Consider the following 18,916-nt stretch of genomic DNA (forward strand, 5'->3'; position numbering starts at 1 on the left):
TCATTACTAAACTATTAACCCCTAAACTGTGACAGATGACAGCAACTCACCAAATATATTCTTCTGTGTAGCGTTGGTAAGTTGGTTCTTCTTTTATCCCTTTATTGCGGAATAGTTGTCTGATATAGGCTTGGTCTTTAGGCATAAGCCCCCGTTCTCCGCGATAAAACCTGTAATATCCTGTTTTCCCATAGTGCCCTACCAATTGCATTCTGATACTGACTGCATCCTCATAGGGAATTCTGTTAAGCAACTGTTTAAGTCCCCACGCCACATGGACTTTTACAGTAGTTTTAAAACATTCGCATTGATTTCCATCCGCAGGATAACGTACCGGATTAACAACGGAGATATAAAGGTAATCGGCTGTTTCATTTTGTGCAGCTACGTAGCGCAAGCATTTCGAGGCTTGTGGGCATTGGTCATTGAAACAACGGGAGAAATTGTAGGGGACAGACGAGTTGTCAGATTCTTCTTTCATCTTGTAGGGTTTATTTTATTTGTGAGATATTGTTGTAAATATAGCAAACAGAATTCTTCACAAAAGTAGGACTTTATTTTGGGAATAGGAAGCGTTGAAATTGCTTTATTTGTATACAATGGGATTTTTTTATGTTCTTGATGTGTTATTGGCATTTCTAATTCTCCTTCTTATATCTTCACGTAATTCTTTGTTTATTCTTATTAGTCGTTCATTTTCAATATTTAAAAAGTCATTTTCTTTTTTTAGTTCATAGGCTTTTTTTATTGTTAAAGCAAAACGTTGTTGCATAGGGGATACTTCTAGTAGTATTTCATCTATATGATTGAGTCTTTTAATATATTCAGTGAAGTATTTTTCATCGTCGACTGCATTGGATTGATCGTAAAATTGAATTACTTCATATTTAATATTTTGAAATTCTCCATATTCAATCTTATAGGTGTAATGTTCGATATTATTGATATCTATTTTGTACCAATATCGCAGTTCGCTACCTCTGTGACTTTTAGGTATAGGTTCACGATGTCGATTAAAAAATGCGATTCTTTTTCCTTTTCTATCTAACAAACCGTAATAGGGGTAATGATACTCTATCTCAATAGCAATAGGGTGAAGGACTTCATGTATAAGTTTATTGTCAAAAAGCTCTTTGTTCCACTTCTTTTCTGTAGTAGTGGAGGAATGAGGAAAATATGGAAACTTGTCTTTCATAACGAATGTGTTTAATGATTCATAAAAGTAGAATGATTTCTTTTCTTTGAATGAGTATTAGAAGAAAAAGCTCATAACTACTTTAATCTGTTATCTGAACTATCTTGTTTAAATACTATGATTTGAATCGTCTATTGAGATTGTTTTATATGTTTTTTTATCATTCTCGATTGTTTCTATCGTTTTTGCGATAGATTCTACATGTTCTTGATCATGCCGAATTTTACATTCGCCTAGTATATCTTTTAACCAATTTAGACAAGGAACATCTTGGTTGATATCCTTGATTGTTTCAACAAAGAGGAATGCATTCAGAGGTTTATCCTTCCCATTCGATAAATTGTATTTATGTGCGTTCTCAAAATTGGCGTTGTGGACATACCTGTTTGATAATCCGTTTTCAATAGTATTGGCAGCTTCCACTTTCTTCCATATCTTTTCATTAAGACTCCATGCTGCACTTGTTTTTTGTCCATTAACCGTATTGATTAGCTTAGAATCTACATCATGGATTGGATAATGTTTGATATGAAATGCAGTTAAAATGTCTTGAAAAAATGGGATGTTCATTTTGGAACCTGTGTTTAAGACAAAGATCTCTTTCTCTGGAAAGAACTTGTTTAACAGTTCTCTATATACAATAGTTTCAGTATCTCCTTCTACCAATAAAACCTTGTCTGCATAAAAGACTTCGCATATATGAGGATTAAATCTGTTTATCATTTGTACTCTTTCTTTCGAATACATTTCTGTATAAACTCCGGTTTGCACTTGGTATGTGATAGTCTCTTCATCCTGATTTTTTACAACTCTAATAAGCGAAGAATGATCTTTCGATATGTCAATCATCATAGGTGAATGTGTAGCGCACAATATTTGATATGGTTTGCTGGGAGCTGCTAGATTATATAATTCTTCGCGCAACTTAAAAGTGATTTTTGGATGTAGAAAAAGTTCAGGTTCTTCGTATAAGATAATGTACTCCTTGCGATGCGATTCTTCTTGCATATTTAATAAAAAGGTAATGAAATTGAAGAGCGCCTGCCGTATGATACCATGACCGCTTCTTTGAAAAGAGTCTTTTCTGTCTATTCCATCTTTTTGTATGGTGATTGTATGATTCTTTTTTAATAAATCTTCTACTTTAATATTTTCAGAGGTATTGGCTTCTATGCTAAGTTTTAATCCATCAAATACATGTTGGAAAGATTGGTTGAGTAATTCATCTTGTTGTTGGATAGTGGCACAACCAATAACACAGTTCTGTAGATTACGTATTTCTTGAAGAACTTTTTCATATTGTTCCTGATGGTTATCTTTCAAAGATTTTAAATATTGATCTTGAATCAACTTGTTCACTTTCTCCCCTAAAGAAGCTTCATCTTCCATGGCATTTATTGAGATTGGAGTAGGGGCTGCTTTGCCGAATAAACTATCAAATCCCCCGAATCCGTTAAGAACCCAGTGTCCTTCATTAGGAGAAAATGTATATTTCTTGAAATCTTGATTAATATTGTTCCATTCTTTCTTTATTTTAATATATCCATCACTATTCACCCACTTAGTAGCCCAGTCAGGGTCTGATTTGGAATAGTAGGATTTATCTTTATCATCATCTTTCTCTAATTCGAACCATCCTTCCATTTTTATTATATTAGTGATATCCTGATTATAGAAATCATCTAAAGTAGCTTTCTGCTTGGAATTAGTGAAGAATTCATAGGCTCTTAAAAATGTGGATTTACCGGTATTGTTTTGTCCTATAAGAAATATAATATCCGACTTTTTGAACTGAATTTCATTATGCTCTCCTTTTAAACCTCTGAAATTTTGAACCTTAAATTTTACTAGCTTCATGTTTTGATTATTTGTGGTTTATAATTTGTGACAATGTCTCGATTTAAGAGATTAACCCTTTTGTTGTAAAATAAATGATTGATAAATAGTAGTTTGCAAACTCCAGGAATTTATCAGTATTAGCATTACGAAACAAAAAACATAAATACTCTTTCAATTGTACAAAAGTAGCAATAAAATTTAGCAATATCATTCCTTTTGAGGATATTTATCTTGTAAAGGATATTTTTCGTATAGAGCTCGATAATCTAAAAAGAGAGAATTCGATATTGCGGATTTGAAACTTTTGAAAAAATATTGGTATGTACAGCAATTTGAAATAACAATTTCCTATCTTTGCAATCATCATGTAGGTATTTTATATCTTGACTTTTTCTTTTTATATATAAGTAGCATGGAATTACCCAAACTGATAAATAATATAAATGAACGTGTGATAGACGATCTGAGAGTCAGATTGTCTGCTAAGTCGAAAGTGTCCATAGCTGCTGCTTCATTTTCTATTTATGCTTTTGAGGCATTAAAAAAAGAATTGGAGAATGTAGAAGAGCTGCGTTTTATTTTCACATCACCTACTTTTGTTAAAGATAAAGCAGAAAAGGAGAAGCGCGAATTCTATATTCCTAAGCTAAATCGCGAGCGGAATCTTTATGGTTCTGATTTTGAAATAAAACTTCGTAATCAATTATCCCAAAAAGCCATAGCCAGAGAATGTGCAGACTGGATACGTAAGAAAGTCCGTTTTAAATCTAATTCTTCATCGGAAGTAATGGGTGGTTTCTTGCAAGTGTCTGATGTTGAATCACGTTCTTATGCACCTTTTAATGAGTTCACTACAACAGAACTTGGTTTGGATAGAGGGAACAGTGTCTATTCTATGGTACACAGCTCGCCGTCGCCTTTTGCAGAAGAATACCTGAAGATATTCAATGCACAATGGAGTAATAGCGAAAAGTTTGTAGATGTAACAGACCGGATTTTGGAATATATTGAAACGGTTTATAAGGAAAACTCACCAGATTACATCTACTTTATCACACTCTATAATATCTTCAGCGAGTTTCTTGATGATATATCCGAAGATGTATTGCCCAATGAAGCTACAGGGTTCAAAAATAGTGTGATTTGGAATAAACTATATAATTTTCAGAAAGATGCAGCTCTTGCTATCATCAATAAATTAGAGAAATACAATGGCTGTATTTTGGCAGATAGCGTTGGTTTAGGTAAGACTTTCACGGCACTTTCTGTGATTAAGTATTATGAAAACCGAAATAAGTCCGTTTTGGTTCTATGCCCTAAAAAACTGAATGATAACTGGATTACGTTTCGCAGTAATTATAAGAATAATCCTATCGCAGCAGACAGATTGCGTTATGATATCTTATTTCATTCGGACTTATCTCGTGAATACGGGACGTCTAATGGATTAGACCTTTCTCATATCAATTGGGGAAACTATGACCTTATCGTTATAGACGAAAGTCACAATTTTCGTAATGGTGGCAAAATTACGACTGACGAGGAAGATGAGAATCCTAGAGAAAACCGTTATTTACGTTTGTTGAATCAGGTGATTCGTGCCGGAGTGAAAACAAAAGTACTAATGCTTTCTGCTACTCCTGTTAACAATGGCTTCAAGGATTTAAAGAATCAATTGCAGTTGGCTTATGAGGGGGAAGTTGAAAAGATTGATTCTTTATTGGATACTAAAAGTAGCATTGATGATATATTCCGTCAGGCACAAACTGCATATAATAGATGGGTGAAGTTTGAACCGACGGAACGTACTACGGCTAAGTTGTTGGGAATGTTAAGCTTTGATTTTTTTGAGGTGTTAGATTCGGTGACAATTGCCCGTAGTCGAAAACATATTGAGCGATATTATGATACTACAGATATTGGTAAATTTCCTACCCGTCTGAAACCAATATCTCGTCGTCCATGCTTAACGGATTTGAGTGCGGCTATCAATTATAATGAAATTTATACCCAGTTGCAAACATTGAATCTTGCTATATATACTCCTTCTGATTTTATATTGGCGAGCAGAATAAATAAGTATGTAGACTTGGACGAGTCTGGTAATGAAAGTGGACTATCCATGTATGGGCGTGAAAAAGGTATTCGGCAATTGATGGCAATCAATATGCTAAAACGTTTGGAAAGTTCAGTTAATTCATTTCGCTTGACTATTCAACGTATACAGGAACTTATTCAAAATACGATAAACAAGATAGATAACTTCTCGCGTGACAGATATGGACATACCTCTTTGGAAGTGGACAATTATTATCCGTCAATGGCAGCTGAAGATGAAGAATATTATGGCTCTGCTTTTGTTGGTGGAAAAAAGACGAAAATTGATTTAGCTGATATGGATTTTATATCTTGGCGGCAGTATCTGGAATGGGATAATGAGAATCTTAACCTTCTTTTAGTAATGCTTCAAGATATTACTCCTCGTCACGACAGTAAGTTGCAACAACTTATTGAAGACTTGGAATCTAAATTCAGTCATCCTATCAATGATGAAAATAAAAAGGTCTTGATCTTCACAGCTTTTTCTGATACGGCTGAATATTTATATTCGGAACTGGCTGACCGTATTCATGATGAATATGGTTTGAATGTTGCTATGGTAACAGGTTCGGTGGACGGAATGTGTACTATCAAAAAATTAAAGCCTGACTTTAATACGATTCTTACACTCTTTTCGCCTCGTTCAAAAGAACGTGATGTCTTGTTTCCCGGTTCGAATACTGAAATAGATGTACTTATTGCTACAGATTGTATATCGGAAGGTCAGAACCTGCAGGATTGCGATTATTTGATAAATTATGATATACACTGGAATCCCGTTCGTATTATTCAGCGATTTGGACGTATAGACCGTATTGGCTCCAAGAATGAGGTGATTCAACTGGTAAACTACTGGCCTGATGTAGAATTGGATGATTATATCAAGTTGAAGGGGCGCGTAGAGGCTCGCATGAAGGTGACTGTTATGACTGCCACCGGTGATGATAATCTTCTCTCTGATGAAGAAAAAGGGGATTTGCAATACCGGAAGGAGCAGTTGAAGCGTCTACAAGAAGAAGTCGTTGATATTGAAGATATGGATACGGGTATCAATATCATGGATTTAGGACTTAATGAGTTCAGACTAGACCTTTTGGCTTACATGAAGGATAATCCGGATATTGCTCATACTCCTTTTGGGATGAGTGCTGTTGTTGGAAGTTCAGATTTTGTGCAGCCGGGAGTTATCTATGTGCTGAAGAACCGGAACAATGGAGTAAATATCAATAATCAGAATTTGCTTCATCCATTCTATATGGTTTATATAAGCCATGAGGGAGAAGTGCTTTGTGATCACTTGTCTCCTAAAACGATGCTTGACAATATGCGTGCAGCCTGTCGGGGAAAACATGAACCAGATAAAAAATTATGTTCTGTATTCAATAAAGAAACGAAAGACGGGCGTGAGATGTGTCACTATTCTGACTTGTTGCAGGAAGCTATTCATAGCATTATTGAAGTGAAAGAAGAATCGGATATTATGAGCCTTTTCTCGGCAGGTGAAACTACTGCGCTTCGAAATAAAATATCAGGGCTTGATGATTTTGAGTTAATCTGTTTTTTGGTGATTAAATAGTGAAACGTTATGTATAATCTTCCGCAATCAACCATCGTAAACAGAGTTATCCCCAAGAAAACGTTTGTAAATCAATTGGGAGCTAATACTCGCATGAAAGACCACTTCACAAATGATGTGGTTCGAGTGGAGTGGCTGGCTAAGTTAGCCCCAAGTACTATTAATGTGGCAGATGGAAAAGAAGTACATGAAATCACAATATTTCTTGTGCCTATTAAGGATGAAAATTGTCCGGATGATATTTTTTCTTTTATTGATGGTATGATACCACGACATACGCTCTTTATTTTGCGTTGGGGAGATATGACTTGTTTGCATCTCAATTACAAAGAATGGATGGAAAGCAGTGCGAATACGGATAAAACTTTTCGTATTGCTAAGACGTATCGTTCTCAATGGATAAAAGATACAGAAATCAGTCTTTCCATAGAGGGGGTGACGATGGATACTATCTATGAGGCACTTGTTCGCCAAGTGGCAGGGGAGCGCATTATCATACAAAGCGAAAATTTACGTGAGGATGTAGAGAAATCAACTCAACGTGAAATGTTGCTTAAAGAAATAGAAATTCTAAAGCAGAAAGAGGCGAAGGAGAGACAGCCTCAAAAAAAGTTTGTATTACATCAACAACGCATAGCATTGGAATTGGAAATAAGTAAAGAATAAAATTAGATAATATATGGATAAACTTAGGATGCAAACGCTTGACGGCGTTCAGGACAATATAGATAAAATAGCTGCACTCTTCCCTAACTGTATTACAGAACGGAAAGATGCTGAAGGCAAAGTTACTTTAGCGATAGATTTTGATAAGTTGCGGCAGGAACTTTCTTCGGAGATAGTGGAAGGGCGTGAAGAACGTTATCAGTTTACATGGCCGGACAAGAAGAAGGCGATACTTCTTGCTAATTCACCAATCAATGCAACGCTTCGCCCTTGTCGTGAAGAGAGTGTTGATTTTGATAATACGCAGAATCTTTATATTGAAGGTGATAACCTTGATGTGTTGAAATGCTTGAAAGAGACATATCTTGGTAAGGTGAAGATGATTTATATTGATCCACCTTATAACACGGGTAATGATTTTGTGTATGAAGATGACTTTGCCGAATCGACTTCTGAATATTTGGCTAATAGTGGGCAGTATGATGAACAAGGTAATCGGTTGGTTACTAATTCAGAAAGTAATGGACGATTTCATACGGATTGGTTGAATATGATTTATCCCAGGATCAAGGTGGCAAGAGATTTATTAACAGAGGATGGTGTAATATTTATCTCTATTGATGATAATGAGCAACGGAATTTAAAGAGTGTAATGGATGAAATTTTTGGAGAAAGCAATTTTTTAGCACAAGTTGTTTGGGAAAGAGCATATTCTCCTATAAATCTTATGAAACATTTTTCTCCGGCACATGATTATATTCTTTGTTATGGGAAAAATGTGGAGAAGGCTATTTGTAATGGTATTCCTAGAAGTGATGCTGCCAATGAGAGGTATTCGAATCCGGATAATGATTATAGAGGTAAATGGAAATCAAGTGACTTATCAGTTGGCCCTGCTGTAATTGCTAATATTTATCCAATTAAAACACCATCAGGAAGGGTCGTAATGCCACCTTCAGGTTATAGTTGGAGACTTTCAAAAACTAAGTTTGAAGAGTTTGTTAATGATAATAGAATTTGGTTTGGAGCAGATGGAAGCAATGTTCCTTCTATTAAACGTTTCTTATCTGAACTACGCAAGACTGGAATAACTCCCATGACATTTTGGAGGTATGAAGAAGTCGGTCATTCACAAGATGCAACTCAAAAGTTAGCTAATTTATTTGATGGAAAGAAATATTTTGATTATCCTAAACCTGTTGAGTTGGTAAAGAGAATCATTGCTTTGTATAGTAACAAGAATTCTCTCATACTTGATTTCTTTTCTGGTTCTGCTACTACAGCTCATGCCGTAATGCAACTAAACGCAGAAGATGGTGGTAGTCGTAAGTTTATCATGGTACAATTACCAGAACAAATTAATGAAAAGAGTGAAGCATACGAAGCAGGTTACAAGAATATTTGTGAAATTGGCAAAGAACGTATTTGTCGTGCTGGAAAGATGATAAAAGAAGCATTAAGTGCGAAACAAGAAGATATACAAACTCTTGATATTGGTTTCCGTGTTCTTAAACTTGATAGTAGTAATATGGAAGGTGTTTATTATTCTCCGGCAGAGTACGATCAACAAAATCTTTTTGCTCAAACAGAGAATGTGAAGTCCAATCGTACAAGTGAAGACCTTTTATTTCAAGTAATGCTTGAATTAGGAGCCACACTTGATAGTAAGATTGAGCAAATAGAAATAAAAGGTAAGACTATTTATAATGTAGCCACCAATTATCTTGTTGCTTGTTTTGATAATGAAATAGATGATAGTGTTGTTACTGCTATTGCCAAAATGCAGCCCCAATACGCTGTATTCCGTGATAGCTCAATGGCAGACGACAGTACTGCCACCAACTTTGAACAAATATTTAAAACTTATTCTCCAAATACGGTAACAAAAGTACTATAAGAAACAATGAAACCGGAATAATCAGAAGTAAATGATGGATAATATAATTAAACGGCTGATTGGCGAGAATACCACTTGTGATTTCAAAGAATTTTTGGAACGCAAGCAATTCAAAAGTTGGTTGAAAAGTGTCAGTGCTTTTGCTAATGGGCTTGGCGGTTCCTTATTCTTTGGTGTAAATGATGATGGTGAAGTAGTAGGTTTGAGTGACATTAAATCAGATACAGAGTTTATTAGTGACAAAATAAAGACTATAATAGATCCTATACCAGACTTTGAACTGAAAACATTCCAAACAGAAGACGGAAAAAATATTCTCGAACTTCGTGTACTATCGGGAAGTATGACGCCTTATTATTTCGTGAATAGCGGAAGCCGTATCGCTTTTGTTAGGATGGGGGATGAAAGTGTTGTAGCCAACGTCCATCAGCTAAGCGGTTTAGTACTCAAAGGTAGAAATGTAACGTATGATTCATTATCTACGGAATACACCTTGAAAGAAATGAGTTTTGATGTATTGGCAAAAGCTTATGAAAAACAAACCGGTTCTCCCTTTCAAGAAAAGTTGTTACGTTCATTCTCTCTGATTACTGACAAAGGCTTCTTGACGAATGCTGGTGTGCTTTTTTCAGACCAATGTCCTTATAGACATTCAAGTCTTTATTGTACCAGATGGACAGGTATTCATAAAGATGATGCCAAAGACTCTCGTGAATATCAGGGAAACTTATTGTCGTTGCTTGATGCGGGAGAACAATTTGTGGATTTACACAATTTGAAAGGATGGATAAAATTGCCGAACCGCCGCCTGAACACTCCTGATTACTCACGCCGTGCAGTGTTTGAAGCATTGGTTAATGCGTTTATCCATCGTGATTATTCAGAGTTGGGAAGTGAAGTTCATATTGATATTTATGATGATCGAATGGTAATTTATTCTCCGGGAGGAATGTTTGATGGAACACTTATTCAAGACCGGGACTTGGATGATGTTTCATCCAAACGTCGTAATCCTATATTGGCCGATGTGTTTGCACAATTGGATTTCATGGAAAAGAGAGGAAGTGGATTACGAAAGATATATAATGAAACGGCAAAACTTCCGGGTTTTACTGAAGCAAAAGAACCTAGATTCCGTTCGCAAGCTACTTCCTTTTATACTGAACTGCTGAATAATAATTATAGAAGTCAAACGAATGACCCTGTAAATGACCCTGTAAATGACCCTGTAAATGACCCTGTAAAATCATTTACTTTACTGCAAAAGGACTTAATCTCATTGTTAAAAGAAACCCCGACTATAACTCGGCCTGAATTATGTGAACGTTTAAACGTAAGTCTGGCAACAATCAGAAGGGCTATAGCTCAATTAAAAGAGCTAAACATTATAGAACGAATAGGTTCAGACAAAGCAGGATACTGGAAAGTGAAATCGGGAGTGGACAAATTAATAAAAGGAAGATGATGAAACTTAAATTCAAGATACAACAATACCAAACAGATGCTGTCGAAAATGTAGTGAAGGTATTTAACGGACAACCTAACAAGGGCTTGGCAGAGTATGTAGTGGATAAAGGAAAAACGTATGTAAAGGATAATGGTAAGCTGACAGAAGTCAAGAATATACATTTTGAAGAAGACTCTACCGGATATAAAAACGGAGATATAGTCTTGACTAAAGATGAATTATTGAAAAACATTCATCAGGTTCAGACTGAAAATAATATTCGTTTATCAAATGATGTGGTAGACAAGCTTGGGCATTGTCAGCTTGATGTTGAGATGGAAACCGGTACAGGTAAAACATACGTCTATATCAAAAGTATGTTTGAACTCAACAAACTGTATGGATGGACTAAGTTTATTGTGGTTGTACCAAGTGTCGCCATTCGTGAAGGTGTAAAGAAAAGCTTTGATATAACGGTCGACCACTTTATGGAGCACTATGGGAAGAAAGCACGTTATTTTATTTATAACAGTAATAATCTGAATCAAATAGATACGTTTTCTCAAAGTGGTGACATCTCTGTAATGATTATTAATACACAGGCTTTTAATACTTCTTTGAAAGAGGGGGCGAAAAATGCCGCTGCCCGCATCATTTACTCCGTACGTGATGAGTTTGGCAGTCGTCGACCAATTGATGTTATATCTGCCAATCATCCGATCATCATTCTTGATGAACCGCAAAAGATGGGCGGAGCAGCGACACAAACCGCTTTAGCTCGCTTTAACCCTCTTTTTACGTTGAACTATTCAGCCACTCATAAAGAAACGCACAATCCTGTTTATGTGTTGGATGCATTGGATGCTTACAATCAAAAACTGGTGAAGAAGATTGAGGTAGTAGGTTTTGAATTGAAACATCTTAAAGGTACGGATAGTTACATGTATCTGGAAGATATTGTTTTGTCTAAGACAGAAGCCCCTAAAGCTCGTCTTGAAATAGAAGTGAAACACGCCAATAACATTAAGAGAGAGGTAAAGAATCTCGGTGTTGGAGATGATTTGTTTTACGTGTCTAATGAATTGGAGCAATATCGTGGTTATACTATTTCTGATATCCATATTGATACAATGGATAGTAGTCATAGTACTGTTTCATTCTCCAACGGAAAAATGATGTATATTAAAGATGTGTATGGGGATATTTCGGCTGATCACAAAGCACGTATTCAAATCAGGGAAACTATAAAGGCACATTTTCGCAAGGAAGCTTCTCTGTTCAAACGTGGAATCAAAACGCTTTCGCTTTTTTTCCTGGATGAAGTTGCCAACTATAGGAAATATGATGAAGACGGACAGCAAATGCTTGGACGTTATGGTGAAATATTCGAGCAAGAATATAGAGCGGAATTGAATAACAATCAGAATATGTTTGATGCTGATTACATGTCCTATCTAGGAAGTATTTCTACGCATGAAACTCATGCGGGTTATTTCAGCATTGATAAGAAAGGGAGAAGTGTCAATAGTGATATAAAACGTGGTTCAGACCAATCGGACGATATTTCGGCCTACGACTTGATTTTAAAGAACAAGGAACGCCTGCTTAGCTTTGACGAACCGGTTCGTTTTATCTTTTCTCATTCAGCCTTGCGTGAAGGGTGGGATAATCCGAATGTATTTCAAATCTGTTCACTTCGCCAATCTAATAGTGTAAGTCAGAAGAGACAGGAAGTTGGTCGTGGTCTGCGACTTTGTGTTGACCAGTATGGTGTCCGCATGGATGCGGAAATATTGCCTGATGAAGTTCATAGTGTGAACAAATTGACCGTTATAGCCTCTGAAGGATATGCTTCTTTTGTGGCAGATTTGCAGAAGGACATCAAGGCAGACCTCTACGATCGTCCTACCAAGGCTGATATTGATTTCTTTATTGGCAAGATTCTCTTTTCCAATGAAGGGAAGAAATATACTGTTTCCAAAGAAGACGCACAAGAAATTGTATTCCAGTTGCGTATGAACGGTTATATTACGAAAGGTGGTGAGGTTACAGATACATTCCGTGAGGACTTGAAGAATAATAATTTGAAACAACTTCCTGATGAACTGGAACCACTGACAGATGCTGTTTATAAACGTGTTCAGTCTATCTTCGATAGTAAGGTTCTTGATGATATGATTGGCAATGGTAGCAAACCACAAACACCGCCTAATATACTCAACGATAATTTTTCAAAGAAGGAATTTCAGGAGTTGTGGAAGCGTATCAACCATAAATACGCTTATAAAGTTCAATTTGACAGTAACGAGTTGATTGAAAAAGCTGTGGAAGCTATTAATAGAGAGTTGGAAGTCACTCAACTGACTTATGTGATAACGAAAGGTGTTCAGAAGGATGAACTAAAGAAAGATGATGTCGTTTCAGGTGAGATGCTTCAAAAAAAGGCGTCGCAGACGGACAGATTGACTACAGATGTGGTTAGCCATGTGAAGTATGATCTTATCGGTAAAATAGCATCCGGAACGACACTCACCCGTAAAACCGTAGCCACAATACTGACAAAAATCCGTCCGGTTAAGTTTGATATGTTTAAGGCAAACCCGGAAGAGTTTATTACTAAGGTTACTCGGCTTATTCTTGAACAAAAAGCGACTATGATTGTGGAGCATATTTCATATAATCAAGTGGATGGTGAATATGACAGCAGTATCTTTACACAGGAAAAACATACTTCTATGGATAAGGCTTTCAAAGCTCAAAAGAGTATTCTTGACTATGTATTCACTGATGGTATAGCGGAAAAGAGTAATGAACGTAAATTTGTAGAAAGTCTTGATATTTCTGATGAAGTGGCAGTATATGCGAAACTACCAAAGGGATTCCACATTCCGACTCCTGTAGGAAATTATTCACCGGACTGGGCTATTGCTTTTGAAAAAGATAAAGTGAAGCATATCTACTTCATTGCTGAAACCAAAGGTTCGATGAGTTCCATGGAGTTACGGGAAATCGAGAGTTATAAGATAGCTTGTGCTGAGAAACTTTTTGAGCAGTTAAGCAATTCAGGGGTTAAGTATGGTAAAATTGATAGTTATGATACGTTAATGAGTTTGGTGAAATAGACATGTTTCAGTCCTAATTTGCATAAGCATGATTGACAGAAGATAGATATGTCTAGATTTATTTTGAATAGCAAAGTTCCTTATAGAACATAAAGGCGAAAAAGACCTTTTCGATTTTTATGAGGAGTTACTAAATATTGTAAATGAATTAGATAGTTCAAATATGGAACATAAGATTTGGTTATACGCTCCGGGAGAAAATGCATCTAAGTGGGATGTGTGTTTATCTCAAAACATAATGTGTATTGGTTGGGATGATATGGGTAACCTTTTGGAATACTCTTCTAAGAAAGAAATGGCAGCTAAATTGCAGGATATATATGGCAAACCGGGATCTTCGTTTAAAAATGATAGTTTGGCATTATGGGAGTTTGCTTATGAGATGCAAGTGGGTGATATTGTTATAGTCAAAAAGGGACAGAATCAAATAATAGGGCGTGGTATTGTGGAAAGTGACTATGCTTTTGATGATTCTTTTCCTGATTTTAAGAATGTTCGTAAAATGCAATGGACGAATGTCGGAGAATGGGAGACAGTAGGTAAGAATGTCCAAAAGACTTTGACCGATATAACCAAGCAGCCGGATTATGTGAAATCTTTGGAGAAGCTGTTTGAGGATAAATCGCAAAAGCAATATTGGTGGCTTGTGGCTAGTCCTAAAATATGGAGCTTTTCGAAAGCTCCGGTTGGGGAAATACAAGACTATACTCTTTATAATGATAGTGGAAACCAACGAAGGGTATTCCAAAATTTTATTGATGCAAAAGAAGGAGACATCGTTATTGGCTATGAAGCTACTCCTGTTAAACAGGTGGTAGCTATTGCAGAAATAGCCAAATCTGCCGATGGACAAAAAATATATTTCAAAAAGACTGAAAGCTTATTGAATCCTGTTGATTATTCAGTTATAAAGGATATACCGGAATTAAGTGGTATGGAATTCCTGAAGAATAAGAACGGCTCGTTTTTCAAACTGACAAAAGACGAGTATAACATCTTGATGAAATTAATACGTGGCGGAAATCCTATGCATAATCCTCAATATTCCGAAACAAATTTTTTGGATAATGTATTTATAAAATCAGAAGAGTATAACAAATTGAGAAGCCTGTTGTTGGCAAAGAAAAATGTCATATTACAAGGCGCTCCGGGTGTTGGTAAAACGTATTCGGCAAAACGCTTAGCTTATTCTATTATAGGAGAAGAAGATAGAACTAAAATAGAGTTCATTCAATTTCATCAGAATTATTCCTACGAGGATTTTGTGATGGGGTATAAGCCAAAAGAAGATGGTGGTTTTGAGCTTAGACGAGGGGTATTCTATAATTTCTGCCAGAAAGCCCAAAGTGATCCGGATAAGAAGTATTTCTTTATTATTGATGAAATTAATAGAGGAAATATGAGTAAGATTTTTGGTGAGTTACTGATGCTTATTGAAAACGATTATCGGGGCGAAAAACATCAAATCCGTCTTGCATATAATGATGAGTATTTTTCTGTCCCGAAGAATCTTTATATCATAGGTATGATGAATACGGCAGACCGTAGCCTAGCTATGATTGATTACGCTTTACGTCGTCGGTTCAGTTTCTTTGATATGGTGCCGGGATTTGATTCGGATGGTTTCAAAAAGTATCAGGAGAATCTTGATTGTGACGCCTTTAATAGGGTGATTGATGCCATCAAAGCTCTGAATGTTGAGATTGCTAAAGATGATTCACTCGGAAAAGGCTTTTGTATCGGTCATAGTTATTTCTGTAATCAGGAATCTATTGATAATATGTGGCTTGGAAATGTGATTGAATATGATATTGCCCCTATGTTACGCGAATATTGGTTTGACAATGATAAGAAATTCAAAGAAGAAACAGACAAATTATTGAGCTTGATAAAATGACAATAGACAAAGGTATATTCATTCGCAATATCTACTATATGTTGACTTATGCTTTTCAAGAGCTTAAGCAGAACAACTATGAAGAGATAGCAGGTGAAGAATTTGACGAGATTCATGATTTATTTGCTGAAATTCTTGTTCGTGGCATTTCGTATCAACTTAAGCAGGGATTACATAAAGAATATATTTCCTGTCATGATTCATTATCCACATTAAAGGGTAAGCTTGATATAAATGGTACTATCAATAATTTGATGCGAAAACAACAGAAAATAGATTGTGAGTATGATGAATTATCAGAGAATAACAAATTTAATCAGATATTAAAGACGACTGTTCAATTTTTGCTGAAACATCCGAAAGTCAAATCGGACAGGAAAGCTTCGTTGAAGCGTCTTATGCTTTTCTTTAGCAATGTGGAAGTTATTGATATTCTGACGATAAACTGGACTATTATGCGCTTTGATAGAAATTGCAAGACTTATCAGATGCTTCTATATGTTTGTTATTTCATTCTCGACGGGATGTTAATGACTACGGAAAAGGGTACGTATAAAATGAGGGATTTCTCCGATGAACATATGTGCAGGCTTTACGAGAAGTTTGTTTTGGAGTATTACCGAAAGCATTATCCGGAATTAAAAGCAAAGGCTACGCAAATAGACTGGAATATTGATAAAGAGCAGTCTACTTCCAGTATTCTTCCTATAATGCGGACGGATATAACGCTGACATTTAAAGAGAGAACATTGATTATTGATACCAAATATTACAGTAAATCAATGCAATGCCAATTTGACAAGAGAACTATTCATTCTAATAATCTATATCAAATTCATTCTTATGTAATGAATTATGATGTTAATCATACTGGGAACGTGGATGGAATGTTGCTGTATGCCAAGACAGAAGAAGATATAACACCTGATGGACAGACGACATTTAGGGATGGGAATGTCATATATTACCGGACACTTGATTTGAATCAGGATTTTGAGAATATCAAGAAACAATTGGATGGATTTCTAGAGCATACTCTATAACTATTGGTGTAATACGTTTCTGAACTTATCTGTTCTGATTTCTTTTCCCTGAAACTTGTGAAGTTTCGTCTATCATCCGATAATCATATATGGTATCCCGGTGCAGACTTTTGATGTGTTCGAACGTGATATAAAGTCTGTGTTTTCTGATGAAATCATTATCTTTGCAAGGGAATAGAGCTGTTAATTAACAAAGAGGATATTATGCTTACATACACATACGTTGAACACGGAAAATTTAAATTACGAGAGAAGCCGAAACCGAAAATAATAGATTCACGGGATGCAATCGTGCGAGTGACTCTTGGCAGTATTTGTACTAGTGACCTTCATATCAAACACGGAAGTGTGCCGCGTGCTGTACCCGGAACGACAGTCGGGCATGAGATGGTGGGTGTCGTAGAAGAGATAGGGGCTGATGTCACCTCAGTCAAGCCCGGAGATAGGGTAACTGTGAATGTCGAAACTTTCTGTGGAGAGTGTTTCTTTTGTAAACGGGGTTATGTCAACAACTGTACCGACCCAAATGGCGGTTGGGCTTTGGGTTGCCGCATTGACGGTGGGCAGGCAGAATATGTCAGGGTTCCTTATGCTGACCAGGGACTGAACCGTATCCCTGATACAGTCAGTGATGAACAGGCTTTGTTTGTGGGTGATGTGCTTGCGACAGGTTTTTGGGCAACCCGTATCTCGGAGATTACCAAGGATGATACTGTTCTTATTATCGGTGCCGGGCCTACCGGAATCTGTACTTTACTGTGTGTGATGTTGAAGAAACCGCGGCGTATCATAATCTGCGAAAAGTCTCCTGAAAGAATCCGGTTTGTGCGTGAACATTATCCTGATGTATTGGTAGTGGAACCTGAAAACTGCAAGGATTTTGTGATTCAAAACAGTGAACATGGTGGTGCTGATGTTGTATTAGAGGTGGCTGGCAGTGAAGATACTTTCCGCTTGGCGTGGGAGTGTGCCCGTCCTAATGCTATTGTCACCATCGTAGCCCTTTACGATGAACCACAACTTCTCCCTTTACCTGATATGTATGGCAAGAATTTGATTTTTAAAACAGGCGGAGTCGATGGTTGTGACTGTGCGGAGATTCTAAATCTGATTGCAGAAGGCAAGATAGATACTACTCCTCTTATTACGCACAGATTCCCACTCCATGAAATAGAGGAAGCCTATCGTGTCTTTGAGAACAGACTGGATGGCGTCATTAAGGTAGCTATTTATAAATGACCTGTTCAGTGAATGGAATGCTCGTATGTTTAATCGAAAGTAATAAATAATTGTATGCCTATTATCGAAATATCATCTTTATCTCATCCCGGAGTTGAAGTATTCAGTACTCTTACTGAAATACAGTTGCGTAATCGCATCGAACCTGATAAGGGTATTTTTATCGTAGAAAGTCCAAAGGTTATCAAGAGGGCTTTGGATATCGGCTATGAACCTTTGGCTATTTTGTGTGAACAGAAACATATTACCGGCGACGCCGCTGATATTATTGAACGTTGTAGTGATCTGCCTGTCTATACAGGTAGCAGAGAATTGCTTGCCGAGCTAACCGGCTATGTTCTGACACGTGGTGTGCTTTGTGCTATGCGTCGTCCTACGCTACGTAGTATGGAAGAAGTATGTCGGGAAGCCCGGCGTATTGTTGTAATCGACAGTGTTGTTGATGCAACCAATATCGGTGCGATTTTCCGTTCGGCTGCCGCCCTGGGAATTGATGCCGTATTACTGACACGTAATTCTTGTGAACCGTTGAACCGTCGTGCGGTCAGAGTATCTATGGGAAGTGTTTTCTTTGTGCCATGGACTTGGATGGATTCCTCTCTCTCTGAACTGAAAAATTTGGGCTTTCGCACGGCTGCTATGGCACTCACGGACAATTCTATTTCTATTGATAATCCTATCCTGGCTACTGAACCTAAATTGGCTATCGTGATGGGCAATGAGGGGGACGGACTTCCCCGTGAAACGATTGCCGAGGCTGACTATGTAGTCCGCATCCCTATGTCTCACGGTATTGATTCGCTCAATGTAGCTGCTGCGGCTGCTGTGGCCTTTTGGCAACTTCGTGCTCCACAATCTTGAGATGAGTGTGCACCAAAGTTATAAATAACTATAT

Annotated in this window: 12 protein-coding genes; 9 read left to right on the forward strand and 3 right to left on the reverse strand. The window is 36.9% G+C overall.

Annotated elements, in window-relative coordinates:
• Nucleotides 1-46: 46 nt before the first annotated feature.
• The 3 genes from BacF7301_RS12535 to BacF7301_RS12545 form a co-directional block, all read right to left on the reverse strand.
• Nucleotides 47-481: a DUF6078 family protein gene (locus BacF7301_RS12535; protein ID WP_167963267.1), complete on the reverse strand. Its 435-nt coding sequence runs from the start codon at nucleotides 479-481 to the stop codon at nucleotides 47-49.
• A 129-nt stretch (nucleotides 482-610) separates the two neighbouring features.
• Nucleotides 611-1,195 carry a hypothetical protein gene (locus tag BacF7301_RS12540; RefSeq protein ID WP_167963269.1) on the reverse strand — a complete coding sequence of 195 codons (585 nt, stop codon included), beginning with the start codon at nucleotides 1,193-1,195 and terminating at the stop codon, nucleotides 611-613.
• Between the two features lie 108 nt (nucleotides 1,196-1,303).
• Nucleotides 1,304-3,052 (reverse strand): ATP-dependent nuclease, encoded by a 1,749-nt coding sequence (locus BacF7301_RS12545; protein ID WP_167963271.1) that lies wholly within the window; start codon nucleotides 3,050-3,052, stop codon nucleotides 1,304-1,306.
• A gap of 394 nt (nucleotides 3,053-3,446) precedes the next feature.
• On the opposite strand from BacF7301_RS12545, the gene BacF7301_RS12550 reads away from it, so the two are divergent.
• The 9 genes from BacF7301_RS12550 (at nucleotide 3,447) to BacF7301_RS12590 (ending at nucleotide 18,882) form a co-directional block, all read left to right on the forward strand.
• Nucleotides 3,447-6,710, forward strand: a complete 3,264-nt coding sequence (locus tag BacF7301_RS12550; RefSeq protein ID WP_167963273.1) for a helicase-related protein — start codon at nucleotides 3,447-3,449, stop codon at nucleotides 6,708-6,710.
• Between the two features lie 9 nt (nucleotides 6,711-6,719).
• Complete coding sequence (locus tag BacF7301_RS12555; RefSeq protein WP_167963275.1) at nucleotides 6,720-7,376, forward strand: DUF4391 domain-containing protein; 657 nt, start codon at nucleotides 6,720-6,722, stop codon at nucleotides 7,374-7,376.
• A gap of 13 nt (nucleotides 7,377-7,389) precedes the next feature.
• A complete protein-coding gene (locus BacF7301_RS12560; protein ID WP_209319442.1) occupies nucleotides 7,390-9,273 on the forward strand; it encodes a site-specific DNA-methyltransferase in 1,884 nt (627 codons plus the stop codon).
• A 31-nt stretch (nucleotides 9,274-9,304) separates the two neighbouring features.
• Nucleotides 9,305-10,738, forward strand: a complete 1,434-nt coding sequence (locus BacF7301_RS12565; protein ID WP_245208226.1) for an ATP-binding protein — start codon at nucleotides 9,305-9,307, stop codon at nucleotides 10,736-10,738.
• A complete protein-coding gene (locus BacF7301_RS12570; RefSeq protein ID WP_245208227.1) occupies nucleotides 10,735-13,842 on the forward strand; it encodes a type III restriction-modification system endonuclease in 3,108 nt (1,035 codons plus the stop codon). The genes BacF7301_RS12565 and BacF7301_RS12570 overlap by 4 nt, the downstream gene beginning before the upstream one ends.
• Nucleotides 13,843-14,005: 163 nt before the next feature.
• A complete protein-coding gene (locus BacF7301_RS12575; protein WP_167963277.1) occupies nucleotides 14,006-15,739 on the forward strand; it encodes a DUF8426 domain-containing protein in 1,734 nt (577 codons plus the stop codon).
• Nucleotides 15,736-16,782, forward strand: coding sequence for a 5-methylcytosine-specific restriction endonuclease system specificity protein McrC (gene mcrC, locus BacF7301_RS12580; protein ID WP_167963279.1), 1,047 nt, complete (start codon nucleotides 15,736-15,738; stop codon nucleotides 16,780-16,782). The genes BacF7301_RS12575 and mcrC overlap by 4 nt, the downstream gene beginning before the upstream one ends.
• Before the next feature lie 204 nt (nucleotides 16,783-16,986).
• Complete coding sequence (locus BacF7301_RS12585) at nucleotides 16,987-18,021, forward strand: alcohol dehydrogenase (RefSeq protein ID WP_167963281.1); 1,035 nt, start codon at nucleotides 16,987-16,989, stop codon at nucleotides 18,019-18,021.
• A 54-nt stretch (nucleotides 18,022-18,075) separates the two neighbouring features.
• Entirely contained in the window at nucleotides 18,076-18,882 is an 807-nt protein-coding gene (locus BacF7301_RS12590) for a TrmH family RNA methyltransferase (RefSeq protein WP_167963283.1), read from the forward strand.
• Nucleotides 18,883-18,916 lie beyond the last annotated feature (34 nt).

It is taken from the genome of Bacteroides faecium (genome assembly GCF_012113595.1).
Classification (GTDB): domain Bacteria; phylum Bacteroidota; class Bacteroidia; order Bacteroidales; family Bacteroidaceae; genus Bacteroides; species Bacteroides faecium.